This window comes from Variovorax sp. IB41 (genome assembly GCF_016405905.1).
Taxonomy (GTDB): Bacteria; Pseudomonadota; Gammaproteobacteria; order Burkholderiales; family Burkholderiaceae_C; genus Variovorax.
The window spans coordinates 459,306-477,996 of sequence record NZ_JAEFCB010000001.1; the positions used below are offsets into that span (position 1 = coordinate 459,306).

Consider the following 18,691-nt stretch of genomic DNA (forward strand, 5'->3'; position numbering starts at 1 on the left):
CAACCCGTTCACGCTGAGCTTGTCGAAGCGCCGCGCAAGGCTTCGACAAGCTCAGCCCGAACGGTTGTGCGCCCTCTGCGCGGCAAAACCCCACCCGTATGAAATCGCCTAACCCATCGAACCCATGAGCAACCCCACCGTCACCGCCTCGAACGAACTCGACATCCGCGCCCTCGGCAAGCGCTACGCGAACACGCAGTCCGACGGCGGCGAGTTGCAGGTGCTCGAAGGCATCGACCTGCACGTGCCCGCCGGCCGCTTCGTGAGCATCGTGGGCGCGAGCGGCTGCGGCAAGTCGACGCTGCTGCGCCTGGTGCTAGGGCTCGATGACCAGTACGAAGGCCAGATCCTGCTGGGCGGCCAGCCCATCTCGGGCACGGGGCGCGAGCGCGGCATCGTGTTCCAGGACCACCGGCTCTTTCCGTGGCTCACCGTGGCGCAGAACATCGCCGTGGGCCTGCGCAACGCGCCGTACAGCGCGAAGGAAAAGGCCGAGCTGGTGGCCGAGCATGTGGCGCTGGTGGGCCTGGGCGGCTTCGAGCGCTCGTGGCCGCACGAGATTTCCGGCGGCATGGCCCAGCGCGTGGCCATTGCGCGCGGGCTGGTCAACCGCCCGCGGGTGCTGCTGCTGGACGAGCCCTTCGGCGCGCTCGATGCGCTCACGCGCTCGCGCCTGCAGAACGAGCTGCAGCGCATCTGGCAGAAGGAACAGATCACGATGCTGCTGGTGACGCACGACGTGGAAGAAGCCGTGTTCCTCGGCGACCGCGTGGTGGTGATGCAGCCCTCGCCGGGGCGCATCCGGCGCATCGTCGATGTCGACCTGCCGCATCCGCGCAACCGCAGCGACCCGGCGTTCATCCGGTTGCGGGACGATGTGCTCGGCGATTTCCTGGACACCGAGCCGCAGTCGCGGGTGCCGCTGCCACCGCGCGGCGGGCTTCCCGTCGGGGGCGTGCCGCAGCGGCTGCAACTGGCCTTGTAGAAAAACGCAAGCGCCCGCGCTCAGGCGGCCGCGCGCTCCTGCGGCTCGCCCAGCGACAGCATCAACCGGTTGGCCCAGTTGAAGAAGGCCGCCGCGCCGGGGGTCGGCGCGGGTGCGCGCGCCCAGGATGCCGGGGTTGCGCGGCATCCGGATGAGACGAAGGTCGTCGCAGCGCCTCCGAGTCTTGCGCGTGAGGCGAGCTGCAGGGAAATCCGGTTTTCGTGCTTGGGTATGCGGTTTGCACTACCGCGCGCGCGGCGCGCTCATGCCGCTCTGCACGAGGCATCGAAGCGACTTCGCGGACGTCTATATTCGGTGCACCGTTTTTCCCACTGCAAACCAAGATGCCGTTGAATGCACTCGAACTGAAGCAGCTCGCCGAAGCCGGCGAACAATCGGCACAACCCGTTTGCGGTTGCTGGCTGCACCGGACACAGGCGTGGGAGAGCTTCACCGAAGACCGCTGGCCCGCCGCGCTGATGCAGCGCGTGGGCACGCTGCGCGCCGAAGACATCGACGAGCCGACCTTCGAGGAGTTCCATCCGCACGGCACGCGCTACGACGCGGCGGATGCGCCGATCTCGGTGGCGCACTTTCCGTTCAACCGCTGCGACGTGTTCCGGTGCAGGACCTGCGCGCGACTGGTGCTGCGCTACACCGAGTTCGGCGGCTACTACGTCGATCACCGCGCGCGGCAGGTCGATGCGGCGCTGGTGATCGTCTAGGCCCCAGTAGCCCTTTCCAGCAGAGCCGCGCCGCGGCCGGCACGGGGCGCATCTGCGTCGTGTGCGCGCTGAGATGGCGACGGCTCGCACAGATCGCCAGGATGTCGAAGAGCGGCATGCGATAGCCCGACATGACCGCCACCAATCGGCCGGCCCGCACATCCTCGCCGCTCGCCCCGCCGAAGGACGGCGGTGGTGGCAATGGGTCACGCGTTGATGAGTTCAAGCGCGGCGCGGCCGCGGGTCCTTCTCGTAGATCCAGCGATCGAGCTCGGCCATGCCCTCTGCAGTGATGCAAAGGACGGTCGCAGAGCGCGACAGCGCATACGACTTCGTCCACTCGAGGGCGTGGATCTCGGCTTCGATCAGCCCCGTCGCCTTGAGTACCGAGACGAGCTTGATCTCCTCGCGCGTTTCGACGCGCAGGGGCAGTTGCATGTGTTGGAGCCTCATGAGGAAGTAAAGCGGCATGGTGATCCTGTGCTGTCGACCGTCCGCAGACGGACGCTGCGGACATGCAAGCTCGACGCCAAGAAGCCCCGCGCAGTTGCATCAGCGGCGCGGAAAGAGCGTAGGTGCGTGAACCAGGTCACGGAAATCCCCAAGGGACCGCGCCCCAGGCTTGGCCGACTGCAGGGCTGCGGGCTGCCGTCCGACGCGTCCCATCCCACCCAAAGCATTAACTTAAGTACTCCAAACGCAAAGCCGCGCCCGGTGCGGAGAGTAGGTAGTTCGTTGCGCGGGGTGCAGCCCAACATCCCACCGCGCCCCAGCCAAGATTCAGAATTCTCATGACGCTCAAGAAACCAGACAACCTCGCGCGACTGCGCCACAAATTTTCTGTACCGGCCCGCAGAGGTGGTGCGGTCGAGGTGCTAGGACGCTGCGGAATCATCACAGGCGTGGTCGGCGACTGCGTGCGGGTCAGGCTGATCGGCACGAAAAGAGGCATCCCGTTCCATCCGCACGAAATCGTCTATCTCGCTCCATCCTGAGAAGACGTTGCCCCGGCTGCTGATCGCGCCCGAGCATGCCTTTCAGATCAACCCGCGGGTCACGGCCATGCAGTTTCCGTGCGGCGAGAATGCCGCAATGGATCGCTTTGCTTCGTTCGACACGTTCGTCACGGTCTATGAGACGGGATCGTTTTCAGCCGCCGCGCGCAAGCTCGCCGTGGGGCAGCCCGCCGTGTCCAAATCGGTCGCGCTCCTCGAATCGCACTTGGGTACGCGCCTGCTGACACGATCGTCCCGCAAGCTGGTACCGACAGAAGCGGGGCATCGCTTCTACATGCACGCCCGCCAGGCCATCGAGGCGGCGGCGGCTGCAGAGCTTGCGGCGCGCGGTTCTGCAGCGAACCTGCGCGGCCAGGTGAGCGTGAGTGCCGCGACCACTTTCGCGCGCCTGCACATCATCCCGCGCCTGCCGCTGTTTCTCGCCCAGCATCCTGAGCTTTCGGTCGACATCCAGCTGGATGATGGCAACGTCGATTTGTTTGCAGAGGGGGTCGAAGTCGCATTGCGTATGGGTGACCTCGCGGATTCCGGGCTGACCGCGCAACGCATCGCGCGCGGTCGGCGTGCGGTCGTCGGGACACCAGCTTACTTCGAAGTACGGGGCGAACCGCGCGTACCCCAGGAGCTCATGGCGCATGAAGCCATTGTCTACAGCCGGGGCGGCGGCGGTGCGAATTGGTCATTCCAGCGCGAAGGCATCGACGTCTCCGTCGCTGTGCACGGGCGTGTGACCGTGTCGGTCTCCGAAGGCGTGCGCGCGGCCGTCCTGGCCGGCGTCGGGCTGGCAATCGCCTCGGAATGGATGTTCTCCCCAGAACTCGCCTCGGGTGAAGTAAGGCGAGTTCTCACCGACTGGTCTCTCCCATCTATCGACTTATGGGCCGTGTATCCGGCAGGCCGGATGGCTACCGCCAGGGCAAGAGCGTTTGTCGAATTCGTGCGCGAGTCGCTTGATGTCGATGACGGCCAAGTTAACGCCGCGCCAGCCCCTCAAGGTGCAGTAGCCGCGGTGTTGCGGCCATCTTGAACATTCCGATCAGGCATAGACGCTATGCCCGCTGCATGACTTATCAGGCCGGCCACGCGGCCGCATCCTTGGTGCTTACCGCTGCCATTGGGGCAGCGAAACAAAGGTGAAAGTCATGTCGAATCTTGAAGGAAAAGTTGCCGTCATCACGGGTGGGTCGAGCGGTATCGGATTGGCGACCGCAAAGCGCTTCGTGCGTGAAGGCGCCTATGTATTCATCACAGGTCGGCGCCAGGCCGAACTGGACGCTGCGAAGAATGAAATCGGCCGCAACGTGACCGCCGTACAAGGCGACGTTGCCAACCTTGCGGATCTCGATCGCCTCTACGCCGCCGTCAAGGCCGAAAAAGGCGTGCTCGACATCGTGGTCGCGAACGCGGGCTTCATAGAGCACGCCGGTATCGGCGAACTGACCGAAGCTCATTTCGACAAGACCATCGACATCGACCTGAAAGGCGTGGTCTTCACGGTTCAAAAGGCGTTGCCGCTGATGGCGCGCGGTGGTTCGATCGTTGTTTTGTCTTCGGTCATCAACTCGAAGGGAATCGCCGCGCATGGCGCCTATGCCGCAGCGAAGGCCGGCGTGCGTGCGCTGGTTCGCGTCTGGACACAGGAGCTCAAGGGCAAAGGTATCCGCGTCAACGCATTGAGCCCGGGGGCGACCGAGACGCCGATCATCCGCGGTCAATTCGACAGCGACGAGGCCTCGGAGGCCGCAAAGAAGGCATTCAGCGCCGTCACGCCGTTGGGTCGTCTCGGCCGGGCGGAAGAGATTGCATCGGCAGCCTTCTTCCTCGCCTCGGACGAATCGAGCTATGTGGCCGGGATTGATCTGCCTGTCGATGGCGGTCTGGCGCAGGTCTGAGACGCACGCGCCGCAGCCGCTGGTCGTCTACGGCGACGTGCTCCATCTCGCAGGAACCTAGGCCGAAGGCGTCGTAATCCTCGAGTTTCCCGACATGGACTCGGCACAGGCTTGGTATCACAGCCCCGTGTATCTGGCAGCGGCCGCATTTCGTCACGCCGGATCAAAGTCTCGGGCATTCTTCGTTCAAGGCGCCTGAGGCACGCGACGTCGGCTCGCCGCTTCTACACCGGCCCTGGAACTGACGATTGTTTCCGAGCCGGATGTGTACGACCTGCTGTGCGCGGATCGATGCCGCCTCGCCCCGTTGCTCACTCGTGCGCTTGCCGCAGCTTCGCATCCGCTCGAAGCAGGAACGGTGGCTAGGCAGCCTTGGGACGGACAACGATTCCAAGCGCGAGCCACGCTTCGAGCGCATCGACCACATCCCAGTGCTCAACCAACAACCCGTCCTGCAAGCGATAACGGTCTGCCGTCGAAAAATGCAGCGCCTTGCCCGTCGCGGGAACACCGAAAAACATCCCTGTGTGTGTCGCTTCCCAATGCGTCATGGCCATGAGTCCGCTGCCATCGACCATGACGTCCTGCCGCACCGGTTTCAGGTCGGGTAAACCGACGTAGAAGGTCGAGACGAATTCCTTGTAGGCGGGTCGCACATCGACGCTGGATGATTTGGCGGACCGCGCGGCTTCGAGCAACGGGCGAACATTGGCGCTGTGACTGAAAAATTCAGGATGCAGGTGCTCGTCGACGGCCGTGAGATCGTGCTCGATGTACAGCCGGCTCCGGAAGTCGAGGAAGCGCTCTTTGATGTGGTCGTTGGATGTCATTCCGTGGTTCTTCATAAAGTGAGAGCCCAGCGTAGAACGCCTAACATCCAGGGACAAGACAAGAAGTTATCCAGGTATCAAAAGCATCAGCCTAAGCCGTGAAGCAACGATCCACCCTGCCTGCGCGCGCCGAGCTGGCGGCGTTTCTTAGGCACCGCCGCGAACGCCTGCAGCCCGCTGAAGTAGGCCTTCCCGTGACCGCAAGACGACGCACGCCCGGCCTGCGACGCGAAGAAGTTTGCCAACTCGCAGGTGTCGGCCTGGCTTGGTATACATGGCTGGAGCAGGCGCGCGAAATTGAAGTTTCAGCGCCTTTCCTCGACCGCATCGCGCGAGCGCTGAAGCTCGATTCGACCGAGCGCGCTCACCTTTTCACGCTGGCTCACAACCGCCCGCCTCCCATCGCGCCCGGCTTCGCATTCGAGGTCACGACTCATCTGCGCCGCATGCTCGATGGGGTCACCGGGCCGGCTTACCTGGCGACGGCGTCGATGCACGTGATTGCATGGAATGCCGCACTCTCGGCGGTGTTCGGCGACCTCTCGCCGCTTGCGCCGGAAGACAGGAACATGCTGTGGCTGGTGTTCGCGAGTCCCGCGCACCGCGCGGCAATTCCGGATTGGGAAACCGATGCGCGCGTCATGCTCGCGCGCTTTCGCATCGAGTTCGGGCGGCACCGCGACGATCCGGCTTTTCTGGCGCTGATCGAGCGCCTGCAGCTGGCCAGCGCCGAGTTTCGTCAATGGTGGCCGGACCACGACGTCAGCATGCGCGGCGACAGGGCCAAGCGTTTCGAAGTACACGGCGTCGGCCGAATGGAACTCGAACAGAGTTCGTTCATGGTTGAGGAATCGCCGGACATGCGCCTGGTGGTCTACACGCCGGTCGACGCACAAAGCGCGCAGAAGGTGGGTTTGCTGCAACGCCGCTGGAACGCGCGTCGCGCACGGCTCAGTTCATCCCATCCCTAGCGTCGCGGTCGCGGGAGCTCGCTGCGAATGTGCGAGACCCCTGCTGCGCGTTGACAGGCCTGGATGGCTTCCTGGAGCTGATGGAGGCTCTTCCCGTAGCTGCGTCACAACCGACGGCGGCTCAGGCGCGAGCCTTCGAAACTTGACGCGCTATCGCGCAAACCGGCGTGAAAACTAGCGGTCAATGAACGAGACACCCCCGCCGGTCTACCTGGCCCCCGACCGCTACGTCACCGTGGGCGTCTACGCCACGATCAGCGGCCGCACGCAGAACTCGATCCGCATGAAGATCCGTGACGGCAAATGGCTCGAGAAGCGCGAGTTCATCCGCGACCCGGACGGCACCGTGCTATCGACCGCGAAGGCGTCCAGCGGTGGGCGTTGCGCGAATTTTGAGCTTCTGTCACCAGACTGCCACCGGGCGCAAAAAGAAAAAAGCCCGCTCCCAATTTGGAAGCAGGCTTTTTATATCTGACACGGGTTCGGTGGTAGGACGTACTGGATTCGAACCAGTGACCAACGGATTAAAAGTCCGATAAATTGAATTCCCTCATCATGCCACCCTAGGTCGCGAACGCACCATTTCATTGGAGATTCGTTGAATTTTCGATTTTTCCTTTTCCGATTCATGTCATGATCAAGCATCAAAATTCAGTTTGTATCGTGACATGGATCGTGACAATAGTCTTCGCTCGGTACAGGGCTCAACGCCTCATGTAAGAATCCGCCGCACAGCCCCGAAGCCGTTGACGACGGCGACCATCAACGCTCTCAAGCCCGGAAAACTACTGGCAGATGGCGCAATACGGCCCGGCGCAGGAAGCCTCAAAATCCGCAAGCGCGTGACGGCTGGTGGCGTTGTCTGCGAATGGATATTCGAGTGGAGCCGCGCGGGCAAAACGGCGCGCCAGTCGGTAGGCCGCTACAGTCCCGTTGAGAGCCCCGACGCCCTGACTCTGTCGCAAGCGCGCGCGGAAGCCGGCCGGCTTCAGTCCCTCATCAAAGCCGGAGAAGACCCACTGGCGCGACGCGATGCCGAACGCCACGCCGCTCGACTGCGTGTTGACGCCGAAAAAGAGCAGATCAAACACGCCAACGAGAAAAATCTCTCCGCTCTGCTTGCTGCGTACGTGGAGAGCTTGCGGCTTAAGCACAAGACCGACTCGGCATATGACGCGGAGAACATCTTCGCCAACCACGTGAGCAAGCCTTTTCCAGGAATCGCCAGCTTGCCGGCTGCGGACATTCAACCACAGCACATTTCGATGATCCTCGCGCGCTTGGTCGGCCCCGAGGTTGAACACAAGAAAGGCCGCACGGCGCTCAAGCTACGTAGCTACGCAGGTGCCGCATACAAGATGGCGCTCGGAGCCGGCATCGATCCCATGGCGCCCGCCGCGGCCAAGGAATTCGGCTTGACCTTCAATCCAGTGGCTGCAGTCCCCGTAACCAAAATGGCTGCGGCTTTCAACCGCGCTGGCAACAGAGTCTTGGGCGCGGACGAGCTGCGGCACTACCTCGCGCACGTGACCGCACTGGAGACCGATTTGCCGAGACTGGCGCTGCAATTGCAAATCGTCACCGGCGGTCAGCGCATGCAGCAGCTCTTGCGCCTAACCCATGCGAATGTGACGGACAAGTCCGTCAATCTCTACGACCCCAAGGGCAAGCGGCTCCAGCCGCGCTTGCATACATTGCCTGTATTACCTGAGATCGAAGAAATTCTGGTGGCACTCATGCTGCTGAACCCCCCAGCCAACGAAGAAAGCGAAGCTGAAGCCGCCTTGTTCCGCAGCCGTGATTCAATCGTCGCACTCGAGAGCATCTCCAATACTGTGCAAGGAATTTCGGATGCCATGCTTGCCCAAGAGCTGACGGACACGCCGTTTCGCGCCGGTGACATCCGCAGAACAATTGAAACCGTTCTCAGCGAGACGTTGATGGTCAGTAAGGACGTTCGCGCCCAACTCTTGAGCCATGGCCTGTCGGGCGTTCAAGATCGGCACTACGACAAGGGAAAGCATCTAGCCGCCAAGACCAACGCGCTGCGGCTGTGGAATGACTACGTTGCCGATCTCTGTCTCGATCGACCTTCGCAGGCTGGCACACACCTGGAGCGGACGAACACAGTCGCCAACGAGTAGGCGGCTTCTTGTCACCCAGCTCCATCAGCGTCGTCGCGCGGCGACCCATGCTCAGTCGCGGCATACTGATGCGGTGGAGGACCATCGATGAAGCCGTTCAAAGCCGATTGGCGTGACAAAACTCAATATCCGCCGCGCGGCTGCACCGACAAGAACCGGCTCGCATGGGAGTTCATTCGTCGCCATCCGGACTATGCAGTGCATTGGCAGCAGATGCAGCCATTGGTTGAGGCCGGCGAGTATGAACGCATCAAGCGCAGTTCCGAAAGTTGCCTTGACGGCGTCGAATGCTGGCCCGAAGCCGAGCCAAGCGAAACGGTCAAGGCATATTTCGCGCGCATGAAGAAGAGCAACATCAAGCAACCGCGCGTTGACCGGCCGCGCAACAGCTTCATGAACAAATGGCGGCTGGAATGCCCAGTTACCCCTGATACAGAGTATTCGACTGAGGCCGTGAAATTCTCGCCACACGAAGTCCGACTCAAACGGCACACCTCGCTCAACACCAAAAACTTCAGGTTATTCCTCTACCCGAACGAAGCTGCAATTCGATTCAGGCTGGACATCCCGGTGGTCGAGCAGATCGATATGGCCAAGCTGAAACTGATTGAAGCAACCAAGGCATATGCGAAAGAGCGCGAAGCACTTGCGAAAGAGACTCGCATGTTGCTCGCCAAACACGCAAGCTCTGAATTGCCGACCTTGGCCTTGGGAGACGCTCACTATTGGCTGCGGTGCTATGACGCGGACTGTGAGGATAAGACGCCCAGCGGCCACGGGAATGCTCGGCGAAAACATCCGTCAGGCCCCGGCGAAAGGAAAAAGCTGTTCAATGAGGAGCATCGGGCAGCCGGACTCACGGAAATCTTCGACATCGGAAAACTCAAGAGCTTCTTGAAGCTGGCGCACGACTTCATCGACAACAGGAAGTTCTTGTTGCTGATGACAAATGGTTCAAGACGAAAGACCATTGCGTCAACGTAAAGACGATCACGGTTTCCGTTGGTACCTCCGCGTCGGCTGATCGACGGATGCACGCGGCAGATGGGTGAACTGGAGTCATGTTCGCGCGCAACATGACGCGTATTCAGATGGGGCCTATTAACTCAGGAGCCCCATCAATGCCCTCGACTTCCCATTCCCGCGCCGCTCTTCGGAGCTGCTACCTCAGATTTTCTGCTAACACGATTCTTCACGTCGTATATGTCGGCATTCATCCAGATGGCCGTATTCGCGTCACCATCAACAGCGACAAGGCGCTGGTCAGCGGCAACTTGTACTCGATCGGCGAGAAGCATCACGCCGACGGCTCGATCAAAAAGATTCGCCACCATATCCACACGACAAAGGACTACCAAGCTGGCGGTGCCGATGAGGTCGGCTTCTTGGCGGTTGGTCGAAAAACGAGCAAGCCGTATCGCATCATCGGTTGCGTGGAGTACTGCAGTCCACCACCCTCGACGCCACCGCAGCAGCTGAGTTCGCGCGATGTCGTGGCGGTCACAGATACGGAGGGTCCAGCAGCAGCCAATGACCACACGACATTGCAGCAGGAGCAACATCTGCAATCGATATCGATGGGTACGATAGCTCCAGCAGAGCCAGTCCTGCAAGAGGCGGAGCAACAGCCGACCGCGACCATCTCATTGGCGTGCGATTCACCCGGCGAGGCACCACCGTCGCCGGGCGTTGATGCCGGCACTGACGTTTGCCACAACATCAACCCTGAAGATCAAGTGGAAGCACTGCGTCGTAAGAAGCAGCAACAGCAGGCCGAGCGGCGGGTTAAGGCGATACATCGTGAGCAAGCGGCCGTCACGGCACAGCGTCTGCTCGGACTCGATCCGCTGATCAGCGTCACGTACCTCTCTCACATCAGTGGGCGCTCCATCTCCACGCTCTACCGTGCGTTCGGCAAGGCATTGCCGAAGCCGATCAAGGCCGGCGGTCGCTCACGTGTGCCCTACTCTGCGGCCGAGGCGTACATAACTGCGCGCTAGACCTTCGCGAAGGACTACGACTGCCTGTTGGTTAACGCGCAAGACGACGACTCCCGGGGTCACGGAAAGACACCTTGGGCCCAGTGGAGCTACGCATCACACCAACGTCGGCTGTCCGGCGGAAATCGTAGTGACACCGCACATTCAACGTCGGTTGGCGGTGGTGCGACTTCAAGGAAGAACGCACCACCAAAAAACCGAAATCGCTGTACTGCGTAGTACCGCAGTGAATTTAAGCAAATGAGCGCATGCGCTACACCACTACCGAGTACTCCATATAAGAACCATATAGATGGTCTTACAGAGAGATGCAGTAGTGCTGTAAATGAATAGACCAACCGTTCGATAGACACATACCCATGTCCCTAGTGACATGAGATGAGAAAGACCAATATGTTTGACCCCAAGAAATCAGACGAGGCATCGGTGTCCGATGTCAATCAGCCCCGCAACGCCAAGAAGCCAGGAACCATCGAGAAGAAGTCCCCGAGCCGGCAACGGCCTCCCCTATCGAAGAGATCATTGATCTACAAGGAGCTGACGACGCCCGCAGCATCAGCCACCCCGTCAACGCCCTGCAAACTCGACAAGCTCGACAAGCTCGAGCTTGTACTCCCTCGCCACGCGATGACCGAGCACGAACTGCAGCAGGCTGGCGCTCGACTGAAAGCAACTGGCTTGGTTACCAAGCGCACCACCAAGGGCGAAGCGTACTTGCTGCTATACGTGCTCCGCTGCCCCAGCGGCACGAAGATCGTCTTCAACTTGGTGGCCAACAAAGCCGACATGCGCTTCTGCCTGAAGATCACGCTTAACCCCGATCACATGACGGCCGAAGACACCGAAGCGTTCCTCGCGTGCGTGAAGCACCTGTTCTTGCTGAACGGCCGAGCAATAGTGGCGCGCCTCCTGCTGAACCGTGTAGATCAGGCCTACGATCACCCGGTTTCCTTGGCCGACCTCGTGATTCGACTGCCCGGCTCCCCCACTGAGCGCAAGTTCTTCATCGCCACAGACCGAAAGGGTGTGCCGCAATCCTGGTACTGCGGCAGTATCGAATCGCCGGTGCATTGGAATGCCTACGACCAGAACGCCAGCGACGACTACAAGGCTGAACGGGGAGAAGTTGTTCCCCGCCGCCGCGTGAGGCCCGAAGACGATGCGGAGTTCCTCGTCAAGTCGGGACGTCGCGGAGCAAACACGCGCTTCGAAGTTCGCCGAGTCTTCGATCAGCCCATGAGCCTGCGTCAAGCGGACGAACTCGCCAGGACCACCCCCTTCGGAATCGTCGACATCTATCTGGTTGACGACGCGAAGATGAAAGGCGCCCCACCGGACTTCTGCTTGTACCTCGACTCAGTGAAACTGCACGGGGTGGCCGGGGCACGCAGCAACTTCTTGGCTCGGGACAAGAGCCCTCACCGGAACAAACGTCTGGCCGCTTTCGAGGAACACTTAGCCGGCTGCTGCGCACCGTTTTGGAACAGGTCAGGATTGAACTCAAGCATCGAGGACGCGCTGAGCAAGCTACCCGTCTGGAAAGTGCTGAAGTATCTGGTGCCAACCAGTTCCACTACCGCCGCCGCTATCGCTCCGAAGCCAAAGCGCTAGAAATAACTCCGTTCTTCTCATTTTGAGTCAGCCGCCGGACCGCTTTTGCACGCTTCGGCGGCCACCAAGCCACCACCATCAATCCAGACACCAAAAGCCGCGCTGACGGCCGATTTGGTGGCTCGCCGAGCACTCCGAAGCGGCAGATTCGCCAGCCATGACGCCGACGAATCAAAATCAACTCATTTTGTTACAAATGGCCATTATCCGGTGGATGGTGAGCTGTCCGGCATGACGGCCTGAACAAGCCTTTCCCTGCGCGCGCCTGTGCGACTCGGCTCTGTCCTCGATCCAACTAGACGAGGGGATCACCAGAACAGAAGCGCCACCACGCATGTGACGACCAGCGCTCGTGCCGAAGTTCCAGCGGCCTCGTGTCCACACATCAGCATCGGCTGGCTGGTATCCAAATCCTTGGCGGCGATGAAGCTCTTTCTCCAAGAGGTGCGTGGCACCAGCTGTGCTCTTGCCCCCTCTCAACGCCCGACTGCGCCCTGCGCTCGCTGGGCCGCGCAGCTCTTCATCATTTAGCTCGCTCAAATCTGGCATACGCGAATTTTTCGATATGCGCAGACCAGTTCCTCAGACGGCCGCTATGGAGCTGCGTCAATATCTCAAAGGGCCCTGAACGGACCTATGCCATCATGGTCTCGTTGCCTCGAAGCCGTCGCTCAAATCCGCCGTCCAGAACCTCGCGGCTTCACCGAAAATGTGGCCCCAAGCAACCTTGCATCAGACGGCTGGTGCGACCTTGAACCGTTAGGTCGGAGGAACCCGTTGACTGAAAGCCTCAGCGCGCACGATGTGCTCAGTTCGGCCTCGCCAGAGCAAGCACTGCTGGACAGGATCGCCTTGCAGGAGAAGCAGGCCTTCGATAGGCTGTCGCGCTTTGAACCGACATCCTCCACGCTTGCGTGGCTGGACAACCTGCGCACGATCGAAGAATGCATCAATCTGCAGACAGTAAATTGGGGCGACGACGACTTCAGGGCGCGCCTGTTTGGGATGCCAGTTGCGGGTCTTGTTCATGATCTCGCACCGTTGATGGAATGGCACGCCCGCCTCACTGAGCGATTCTCCGAACCCTTCGCCAACCGGTTCCGGCAGCTGATGCTGCAGGCTAGTTCAATGGCGACTCCGTTTCTTTCCCAAGGCATGGGTGAGGTGGCCGGTGCAATGCACAACCTCGCCACTTTGATTGGCTATCTGCAGTCGCGTCGCCGCCACTTTGTGGCGCTGCTGCATGTACTGCCCACAGCATGCCGCGGCAACGTCCGCATGGTCCCCCTGGAGGCCTTGACCGTGATGCTGCCCATCGTGGAATTCGCGGGAATCCCGATGATGAGCGCGCACGGCGGACTGATGGCGAGGCTGGCGCGTGAAAGTCTCGGTTTACCCGTGAGAAGCGGCGTGGAGATACCGATGCTGGACGCCGGCTTCCTGGAACCGGAACGATCACGGATTGACGAGATTCGCTGGTCGGACGCAGGCTACAAGCACTTTTATGCCATGCGGGAGCCTTTGCGGCCGGACCGGCTGTTCTCGGCCGCGGAGTTGCGCAACGACATCGTGACAGTCGAGGCCGCCTATGCCGAGTTCGACCTCGCCGGTAGCGACTTCGCGATCGCCGCAGGACTCGTCCGCAGGCTGTCGCGCCAGTGCGTCGTACGCGACTTCTGGGTGGAGATCGCACCCGACGTGCTTGCGTCGATGTTGGACGTGGCAAAGGCGCCTGCAGCGCTGCGCGCGGCGCTCGTGCGCCCGGCTTCGAGCTACATGGAGGGGTTGTCCAGCTATGCGCCGTTCGTGCAGGTGGACGGCATGCTGCGCTCGACGGTCACCCTACTGAGTCGCTTCATCTACAACTGGCGTGCTCGCACACTGGACAGCCGCAAGAGGTACCAGATTCGCACGGGCTTCATCTTCGAAACCGTGGTCAAGGAACGACTGACCGCGCAAGGGTTCGCGGTCCAGAACATCAAGCGCATCAACCGACGTGAGTTCGATGTGGTCACCGTTTTGGAAGGCGTCGTCTGGAACGTTCAGTGCAAGAACAACTTCGTGGACCTGGCCACCGTCGATTCCGACGCATGGCGGTTTGCCCGCTACAACCGTGCACTCGTCAAGGCCTACGAAAAGGCCCTCGACAAGGAGCGCCGACGAGAACATCTACTTCAGGCCAGACTCTCGATCGACAACGTCCAACACGTGGTGGTTACGCGCTTTCCGGTAGTGAGCGACGACCCTCGCATCGTGCCCCTCAGCCGGATCGACGAATTTGTCTCGCAAGCACGCGCGTTGCTGGCGCAGACCGCTACTCCTTGACGCACCCGGCGGTTAGGCTGCGCTATCGGCTAAGCTCGCCCGCTTTGGCAATTCTCCCTCCCCGCAGCTATGGATCGATCTGTCTTCACCCGCACCTTCAACAAGGAGACCGTTCCCGATTGGCGCTGCCCAACCTGTGGCACCGGCAAGCTCACACTGAAGCCCGACAGTTTGACTGTTGGAGAGGGGAGCAATAGCAGGCAAGCCCACGACCATCCCGCATGGGGACCCGAGTGGATCGACTATCGCTTCTCATGCATGTTCTTGTGCGATAGCAAGCCTTGCGCCGAAGTCGTCGCGTGCGTAGGCACCGGGAGCGTCGATCACTATGGCTGGTTTGATGAACAAACTGGCCACGAAGAAGAAAGCTATGAGGATTTCTTCACTCCCAAGCTCTTCGTTCCTCCCCTGGTGCTAATGGATATACCGAAAGAGTGTCCTGATTCTGTGTGCGTCCGACTCAAGCAGTCGTTCGCCATGTATTTCGCGGACCCTGGGGGTGCTATGAACGCGGGGCGCGCTGCCGTAGAAGCATTGATGACCGAGCTCGGCGTTGCTAGGTACACCAACAGCAAGGGCAAGCGGCATCCAATCCCGCTGCACAAGCGAATCGAGAAACTCACGGCCAAGTACGCAACCCCCCTGAAGGAGATGCTGATCGCAGTAAAGTGGCTCGGAAATGCGGGCAGCCATGATGGCAATGAGCCCGAACATGAGCATGTCCGCCTGATGTATGACATGCTCGAACATTGCTTGGCCGAAATCTACGACAACAAAGTCAAAAAGCTGAAGGCGCTCGCCAAGCAAGTGAACAAGAAGAAAGGCATTTAGGCGGCCTGTTTGACCGTGCCGCGATGTCGGGTCCGCGACGAAACTGGCTTCGGTTGAGAACGGCGGCTTTTGGCTAGGTCGCCGCAGACACCGAAGCTCTAAGTCGTCGCTGAGGACTCAGGTTGCGCTGCATCTCAAGGAAGTCCCGCGCAATTCGTCCTTCAGCAGTTGCGCTACATCTCTCTTTCCCAAGCCCCGCACCGAAGCCAGAGATTCGAGCTGAGCAGCACGAGGTCGAGCCCTGCCCTGCTCCCAGTGATAGACCGTCTGACCCGACACACCCACCAGCTCGCCGTAGGCTGCTGCAGACAAGTCAAGCTTTTCACGGTGTGCGGCCAAACGGCTGGCGCTGAACCGCCTGGCAGGAGCTTGCTCAACTGACTCGCTCGATGCATCTGCTTGCGCGGCACGCGCAGACACCCTGGTAGTACGCCGCACCTCTTTCTCTAGCTGTTCGACCTGTCGACGCAACGCTGCGATCAAATTCCGGTATTGCGCTGAAGCTCTCTTTAGCGTTTCGATCTCCGCGCGAACCTCTTTGCGAGCCACGCGCGAAATTTCGGCTTTAAGAATGGATGCGATGTTTGGCATCGCCAGCATTGTGCATGCGTCGCTTCTTTCAGCATTCCGGCCGTCCAGCTATGCAGGAAAAGGGGATGCTCTGCGAATCCTAGCTACCTGATGATCAGGTAGCTAGCTTGACAGTGATGCTCAGTCGCTTCGATCGCTCAAGGTGTGGGCTTTTTCTGCGGCCACTTGACTGCAGCTAAGACGTGCATCCTGAGGGCAGCCCTCGCAACGGGCGCCTTGCCACTATATGAATCGACGGCGTCCAGTACAGCCTGCCTGTTCTCATCGGTGTGCACTTTCCCTGCTTCGTCAAGGATTGACTCGATGAAATATCGAAGCTCGTATGGCTCCGTGAGAGCAACGTAAATCGAATCAGGCTTCCCCACAATCTTCTTATTGTCTTGATCGCCCCAAATCTCATGCAACAGCATACTTTCCTCCTGTAAAAATTGACCTCTTGGATAGAGTCCATCACAACTACGAGTTTCCAGACCGCACCATTCAATGTCGGCGCGGCGTCTCCGCAATTCCCGGCGATCAGGCTTGGCTAGCGTCGCCAGCTTGTGCACTTGCTGTTCGCATTCCGATGGCCCGTTCTGCCACGCGAGCCGCAGCCACCTCGCGCCATCGAACCTGTCGATGTAGCGGCAAGGCCGAGCAACCACACTGCGTTCGCCCCATACCGATTCATGGTCGGTTCGTTCGCAGTACCTATTGGAGCGGAGCATCACCGCTTGCCTGTCCGACGCCTGCAAGTGGTAACGCAGACTGCACCACCGACACTGCCGCCGCAGGCTGTTGGGCCACCACAATTGGAGCAGCCACACCCTCGTGACCGCTCCACAACGGGGCAGTCTGCAGGCCATTCGCCTGTATATGGGCATCGCGCTTTGTTTCAAACGCCGCCTGAGTGGTTGTCATCACGCCGGCGTCACGAAACAGAACTCGGCTGTATGTGTCAACGATGCGCTGGTACTCACTCGACTCCTTGCTGTCGAGCGCCTCGAGCACACGGTCTACCTTGCCGCTCGTCAGTTCCTCACCGAAGAATTCGCCCTCGAAATGCGGAAATTGCGTGAATAGATGACTTCCTTTGGACTGTGCCACTGAGTTTCGGATTTGCTCATTGACCGTCCATGTACCACTCTTGACCAGCTTTTTCTTGCGCCTGATGAACGGCGTGTCGGCATCGTGGATCACTACATAGGGCACCTTGAAGTGGTTCAAGATACGCGCGAACAGGGGAATGTTAGCTTTCCCCATGCAATCAATCACATGAACATCCGTGCCGATCAAGCCCGCGACGTGCTTGACCACCAGATGCTCGGTCGGACCTTCCACCAACACAATGTTGTTGTAGAAGAAAAACTCATTCACAACGGGGTGACAGGCACGGACCATCTTCAACCGCGTACGCTCATCTTCGTCAAATGAAATCGAATCGGTCGAGATGTAGTGTTCGCTGGTCGGATCGGCATCGACCCGAATGATCGTTGTGTGATCCTTGGACAGATCAATGAAGACCGGCGAATGTGTGGTCGCGATGACTTGCCAGTCTGGGTTTCCAGTCGCGAAGTCATAGAGGGCGTCACGTGCGCTGCGAATCGTCGGTGGATGCAGAAAAGCCTCGGGCTCATCGATCAATAGGATTCGGGGCGCTGCCACCGCTGCCGGCTTCTTCTTGGCATCACCCTTGTCAGCCATCACTGCCAGGGCCGACCAGAGCAATGCACGCTGCAAGCCAGTTCCCTGCAAAAGCAATGGCGTGGAGCCACCGCCGGCCGTGGTGACTTTCAGATAGGAATCCGCCCCAATGATGTTTTCGTTCAACGCATCTTTGGACCTGGGGATGAGCTCGACGGCCGTACCGGGGAAGATATTGGACACGCTGGCATTGATCCGCGTGGCCACGTCATCAAACGCCGCCTTGGAATCATCAAAGATTGATTTTGCCAAAGCCTCGATCTGAGCAAACGCGCTCTTCGTCGCGGAAGAATCGGCTTTCAGACGGGTCTTGACGTGGTCTTTGAGCATTGCAGCAATTTTGGTCTGCGTCGTCTCCACTGACTCTGTCGGACGGATGCGCAGTGGCTGCGGTATCCGGCTTTGTATTTGGGAATCCCAGCCGCCCATACCACCGTCCTCAAAGGCACCAGTGGTGGGATTGAAAGACTGCTTCAATCCCTTTTCACCTGGCTTGCTCCAGACCCAGCGCACCTTTAAACACTGGCCGTACTCAGCATCGCCATATGTCCACTTCTTTCCAACCGCCTCCTCATCTGCGGCATTCACCTCGTTAAACACGCCGGTAATCTCGATCGGTCGAGACAAGTCCTCGCGATGGAACTCGTCGTGCTCCCTCACTGCGCCCGCCGAAGCAAAGGCCTCATAAGCATCCAAGATGGTGGACTTGCCAGCGTTGTTCTGGCCGATCAGGACAACGATGCCGTCGATACGAAGACGTCGCTCGGTATCGCCGATGCATTTGTAGTTCTTCATATGCAGTCCAGCCAGGCGCATTGCGTTCTCCAAGTCGTGACGGTTGTCATAGCCATTTCGACGAGCGCCGATACGGCAGCATCAGTCTAAGGTCCGGCCCCTCGGGATCCTCAGTGCGAGCAGGCCACTGCTGTCGCCGACACCCAGCTACGTGTCGCGTTCCTCAAACACAGGGTCGGCGAACATGTGCACCGCGTGCACAAGCACGCAGAGATTTCGACTTGAACTGCCGAGATGAATTTCCGAGTGATGGGCAATGTAATCTTTGGTAACCAAGCGTACATCCCATATT

At 60.1% G+C, this 18,691-nt stretch carries 19 protein-coding genes; 14 read left to right on the forward strand and 5 right to left on the reverse strand.

The window, feature by feature from the left end:
* The first annotated feature begins 124 nt into the window (after nucleotides 1-124).
* Nucleotides 125-985 carry an ABC transporter ATP-binding protein gene (locus JC881_RS02125; protein ID WP_198784064.1) on the forward strand — a complete coding sequence of 287 codons (861 nt, stop codon included), beginning with the start codon at nucleotides 125-127 and terminating at the stop codon, nucleotides 983-985.
* A 344-nt stretch (nucleotides 986-1,329) separates the two neighbouring features.
* On the forward strand, nucleotides 1,330-1,710 hold the full coding sequence (locus JC881_RS02130) for a hypothetical protein (protein ID WP_198784065.1): 381 nt from the start codon (nucleotides 1,330-1,332) through the stop codon (nucleotides 1,708-1,710).
* A 222-nt stretch (nucleotides 1,711-1,932) separates the two neighbouring features.
* Here the strand turns inward: JC881_RS02130 and JC881_RS02135 are convergent, their stop codons facing one another.
* Nucleotides 1,933-2,148 (reverse strand): hypothetical protein, encoded by a 216-nt coding sequence (locus tag JC881_RS02135; protein ID WP_233101481.1) that lies wholly within the window; start codon nucleotides 2,146-2,148, stop codon nucleotides 1,933-1,935.
* A gap of 353 nt (nucleotides 2,149-2,501) precedes the next feature.
* Between JC881_RS02135 and JC881_RS02140 the strand changes: the two genes are divergently transcribed.
* From JC881_RS02140 to JC881_RS32780, 4 genes are all read left to right on the forward strand, one after another.
* A complete protein-coding gene (locus tag JC881_RS02140) occupies nucleotides 2,502-2,705 on the forward strand; it encodes a hypothetical protein (RefSeq protein ID WP_198784067.1) in 204 nt (67 codons plus the stop codon).
* 97 nt (nucleotides 2,706-2,802) lie between these two features.
* Nucleotides 2,803-3,753 (forward strand): LysR family transcriptional regulator, encoded by a 951-nt coding sequence (locus tag JC881_RS02145; protein ID WP_198784868.1) that lies wholly within the window; start codon nucleotides 2,803-2,805, stop codon nucleotides 3,751-3,753.
* Nucleotides 3,754-3,868: 115 nt separating this feature from the next.
* Nucleotides 3,869-4,618: an SDR family NAD(P)-dependent oxidoreductase gene (locus tag JC881_RS02150; protein WP_198784068.1), complete on the forward strand. Its 750-nt coding sequence runs from the start codon at nucleotides 3,869-3,871 to the stop codon at nucleotides 4,616-4,618.
* A gap of 76 nt (nucleotides 4,619-4,694) precedes the next feature.
* Entirely contained in the window at nucleotides 4,695-4,817 is a 123-nt protein-coding gene (locus JC881_RS32780) for a DUF1330 domain-containing protein (protein ID WP_443083331.1), read from the forward strand.
* Between the two features lie 163 nt (nucleotides 4,818-4,980).
* On the opposite strand, the gene JC881_RS02160 is transcribed toward JC881_RS32780, so the two are convergent.
* A complete protein-coding gene (locus tag JC881_RS02160) occupies nucleotides 4,981-5,448 on the reverse strand; it encodes an ester cyclase (protein WP_198784070.1) in 468 nt (155 codons plus the stop codon).
* Between the two features lie 98 nt (nucleotides 5,449-5,546).
* On the opposite strand from JC881_RS02160, the gene JC881_RS02165 reads away from it, so the two are divergent.
* From JC881_RS02165 to JC881_RS02200, 8 genes are all read left to right on the forward strand, one after another.
* Nucleotides 5,547-6,419, forward strand: a complete 873-nt coding sequence (locus tag JC881_RS02165; RefSeq protein ID WP_198784071.1) for a helix-turn-helix transcriptional regulator — start codon at nucleotides 5,547-5,549, stop codon at nucleotides 6,417-6,419.
* A 184-nt stretch (nucleotides 6,420-6,603) separates the two neighbouring features.
* The gene (locus tag JC881_RS32280; protein ID WP_233101482.1) at nucleotides 6,604-6,894 is read left to right on the forward strand and encodes a hypothetical protein; all 291 of its coding nucleotides are present in this window, start codon (nucleotides 6,604-6,606) and stop codon (nucleotides 6,892-6,894) included.
* 271 nt (nucleotides 6,895-7,165) lie between these two features.
* On the forward strand, nucleotides 7,166-8,563 hold the full coding sequence (locus JC881_RS02175; protein ID WP_198784072.1) for an integrase arm-type DNA-binding domain-containing protein: 1,398 nt from the start codon (nucleotides 7,166-7,168) through the stop codon (nucleotides 8,561-8,563).
* A gap of 87 nt (nucleotides 8,564-8,650) precedes the next feature.
* On the forward strand, nucleotides 8,651-9,547 hold the full coding sequence (locus JC881_RS02180; RefSeq protein ID WP_198784073.1) for a transcriptional regulator domain-containing protein: 897 nt from the start codon (nucleotides 8,651-8,653) through the stop codon (nucleotides 9,545-9,547).
* Between the two features lie 137 nt (nucleotides 9,548-9,684).
* On the forward strand, nucleotides 9,685-10,563 hold the full coding sequence (locus tag JC881_RS02185; RefSeq protein WP_198784074.1) for a helix-turn-helix transcriptional regulator: 879 nt from the start codon (nucleotides 9,685-9,687) through the stop codon (nucleotides 10,561-10,563).
* Between the two features lie 378 nt (nucleotides 10,564-10,941).
* Entirely contained in the window at nucleotides 10,942-12,174 is a 1,233-nt protein-coding gene (locus JC881_RS02190) for a hypothetical protein (RefSeq protein ID WP_233101483.1), read from the forward strand.
* A 777-nt stretch (nucleotides 12,175-12,951) separates the two neighbouring features.
* Nucleotides 12,952-14,499, forward strand: a complete 1,548-nt coding sequence (locus JC881_RS02195) for a hypothetical protein (RefSeq protein ID WP_198784076.1) — start codon at nucleotides 12,952-12,954, stop codon at nucleotides 14,497-14,499.
* Nucleotides 14,500-14,568: 69 nt separating this feature from the next.
* On the forward strand, nucleotides 14,569-15,330 hold the full coding sequence (locus JC881_RS02200; RefSeq protein ID WP_198784077.1) for a DUF4145 domain-containing protein: 762 nt from the start codon (nucleotides 14,569-14,571) through the stop codon (nucleotides 15,328-15,330).
* A gap of 117 nt (nucleotides 15,331-15,447) precedes the next feature.
* Here the strand turns inward: JC881_RS02200 and JC881_RS02205 are convergent, their stop codons facing one another.
* The 3 genes from JC881_RS02205 to JC881_RS02215 all read right to left on the reverse strand — a co-directional run bounded on the left by JC881_RS02205 (nucleotide 15,448) and on the right by JC881_RS02215 (nucleotide 18,420).
* Entirely contained in the window at nucleotides 15,448-15,921 is a 474-nt protein-coding gene (locus JC881_RS02205) for a helix-turn-helix domain-containing protein (RefSeq protein ID WP_198784078.1), read from the reverse strand.
* A gap of 137 nt (nucleotides 15,922-16,058) precedes the next feature.
* A complete protein-coding gene (locus tag JC881_RS02210; RefSeq protein ID WP_198784079.1) occupies nucleotides 16,059-16,331 on the reverse strand; it encodes a hypothetical protein in 273 nt (90 codons plus the stop codon).
* Nucleotides 16,332-16,611: 280 nt separating this feature from the next.
* Nucleotides 16,612-18,420, reverse strand: a complete 1,809-nt coding sequence (locus tag JC881_RS02215) for an ATP-dependent nuclease (protein WP_269823120.1) — start codon at nucleotides 18,418-18,420, stop codon at nucleotides 16,612-16,614.
* Nucleotides 18,421-18,691 lie beyond the last annotated feature (271 nt).

Excerpts from the sequence above, each read along its gene's own strand:
- JC881_RS02185 (WP_198784074.1), top strand. The coding sequence starts at position 9,685 with ATGCCCTCGACTTCCCATTCCCGCGCCGCTCTTCGGAGCTGCTACCTC.
- JC881_RS02150 (WP_198784068.1), top strand. The coding sequence starts at position 3,869 with ATGTCGAATCTTGAAGGAAAAGTTGCCGTCATCACGGGTGGGTCGAGC.
- JC881_RS02190 (WP_233101483.1), top strand. The coding sequence starts at position 10,942 with ATGAGAAAGACCAATATGTTTGACCCCAAGAAATCAGACGAGGCATCG.
- JC881_RS02180 (WP_198784073.1), top strand. The coding sequence starts at position 8,651 with ATGAAGCCGTTCAAAGCCGATTGGCGTGACAAAACTCAATATCCGCCG.
- JC881_RS02125 (WP_198784064.1), top strand. The coding sequence starts at position 125 with ATGAGCAACCCCACCGTCACCGCCTCGAACGAACTCGACATCCGCGCC.
- JC881_RS02210 (WP_198784079.1), bottom strand. The coding sequence starts at position 16,331 with ATGCTGTTGCATGAGATTTGGGGCGATCAAGACAATAAGAAGATTGTG.
- JC881_RS02160 (WP_198784070.1), bottom strand. The coding sequence starts at position 5,448 with ATGACATCCAACGACCACATCAAAGAGCGCTTCCTCGACTTCCGGAGC.
- JC881_RS02215 (WP_269823120.1), bottom strand. The coding sequence starts at position 18,420 with ATGCGCCTGGCTGGACTGCATATGAAGAACTACAAATGCATCGGCGAT.
- JC881_RS32280 (WP_233101482.1), top strand. The coding sequence starts at position 6,604 with ATGAACGAGACACCCCCGCCGGTCTACCTGGCCCCCGACCGCTACGTC.
- JC881_RS02200 (WP_198784077.1), top strand. The coding sequence starts at position 14,569 with ATGGATCGATCTGTCTTCACCCGCACCTTCAACAAGGAGACCGTTCCC.
- JC881_RS02135 (WP_233101481.1), bottom strand. The coding sequence starts at position 2,148 with ATGCAACTGCCCCTGCGCGTCGAAACGCGCGAGGAGATCAAGCTCGTC.
- JC881_RS02140 (WP_198784067.1), top strand. The coding sequence starts at position 2,502 with ATGACGCTCAAGAAACCAGACAACCTCGCGCGACTGCGCCACAAATTT.
- JC881_RS02205 (WP_198784078.1), bottom strand. The coding sequence starts at position 15,921 with ATGCCAAACATCGCATCCATTCTTAAAGCCGAAATTTCGCGCGTGGCT.
- JC881_RS02130 (WP_198784065.1), top strand. The coding sequence starts at position 1,330 with ATGCCGTTGAATGCACTCGAACTGAAGCAGCTCGCCGAAGCCGGCGAA.
- JC881_RS02145 (WP_198784868.1), top strand. The coding sequence starts at position 2,803 with ATGGATCGCTTTGCTTCGTTCGACACGTTCGTCACGGTCTATGAGACG.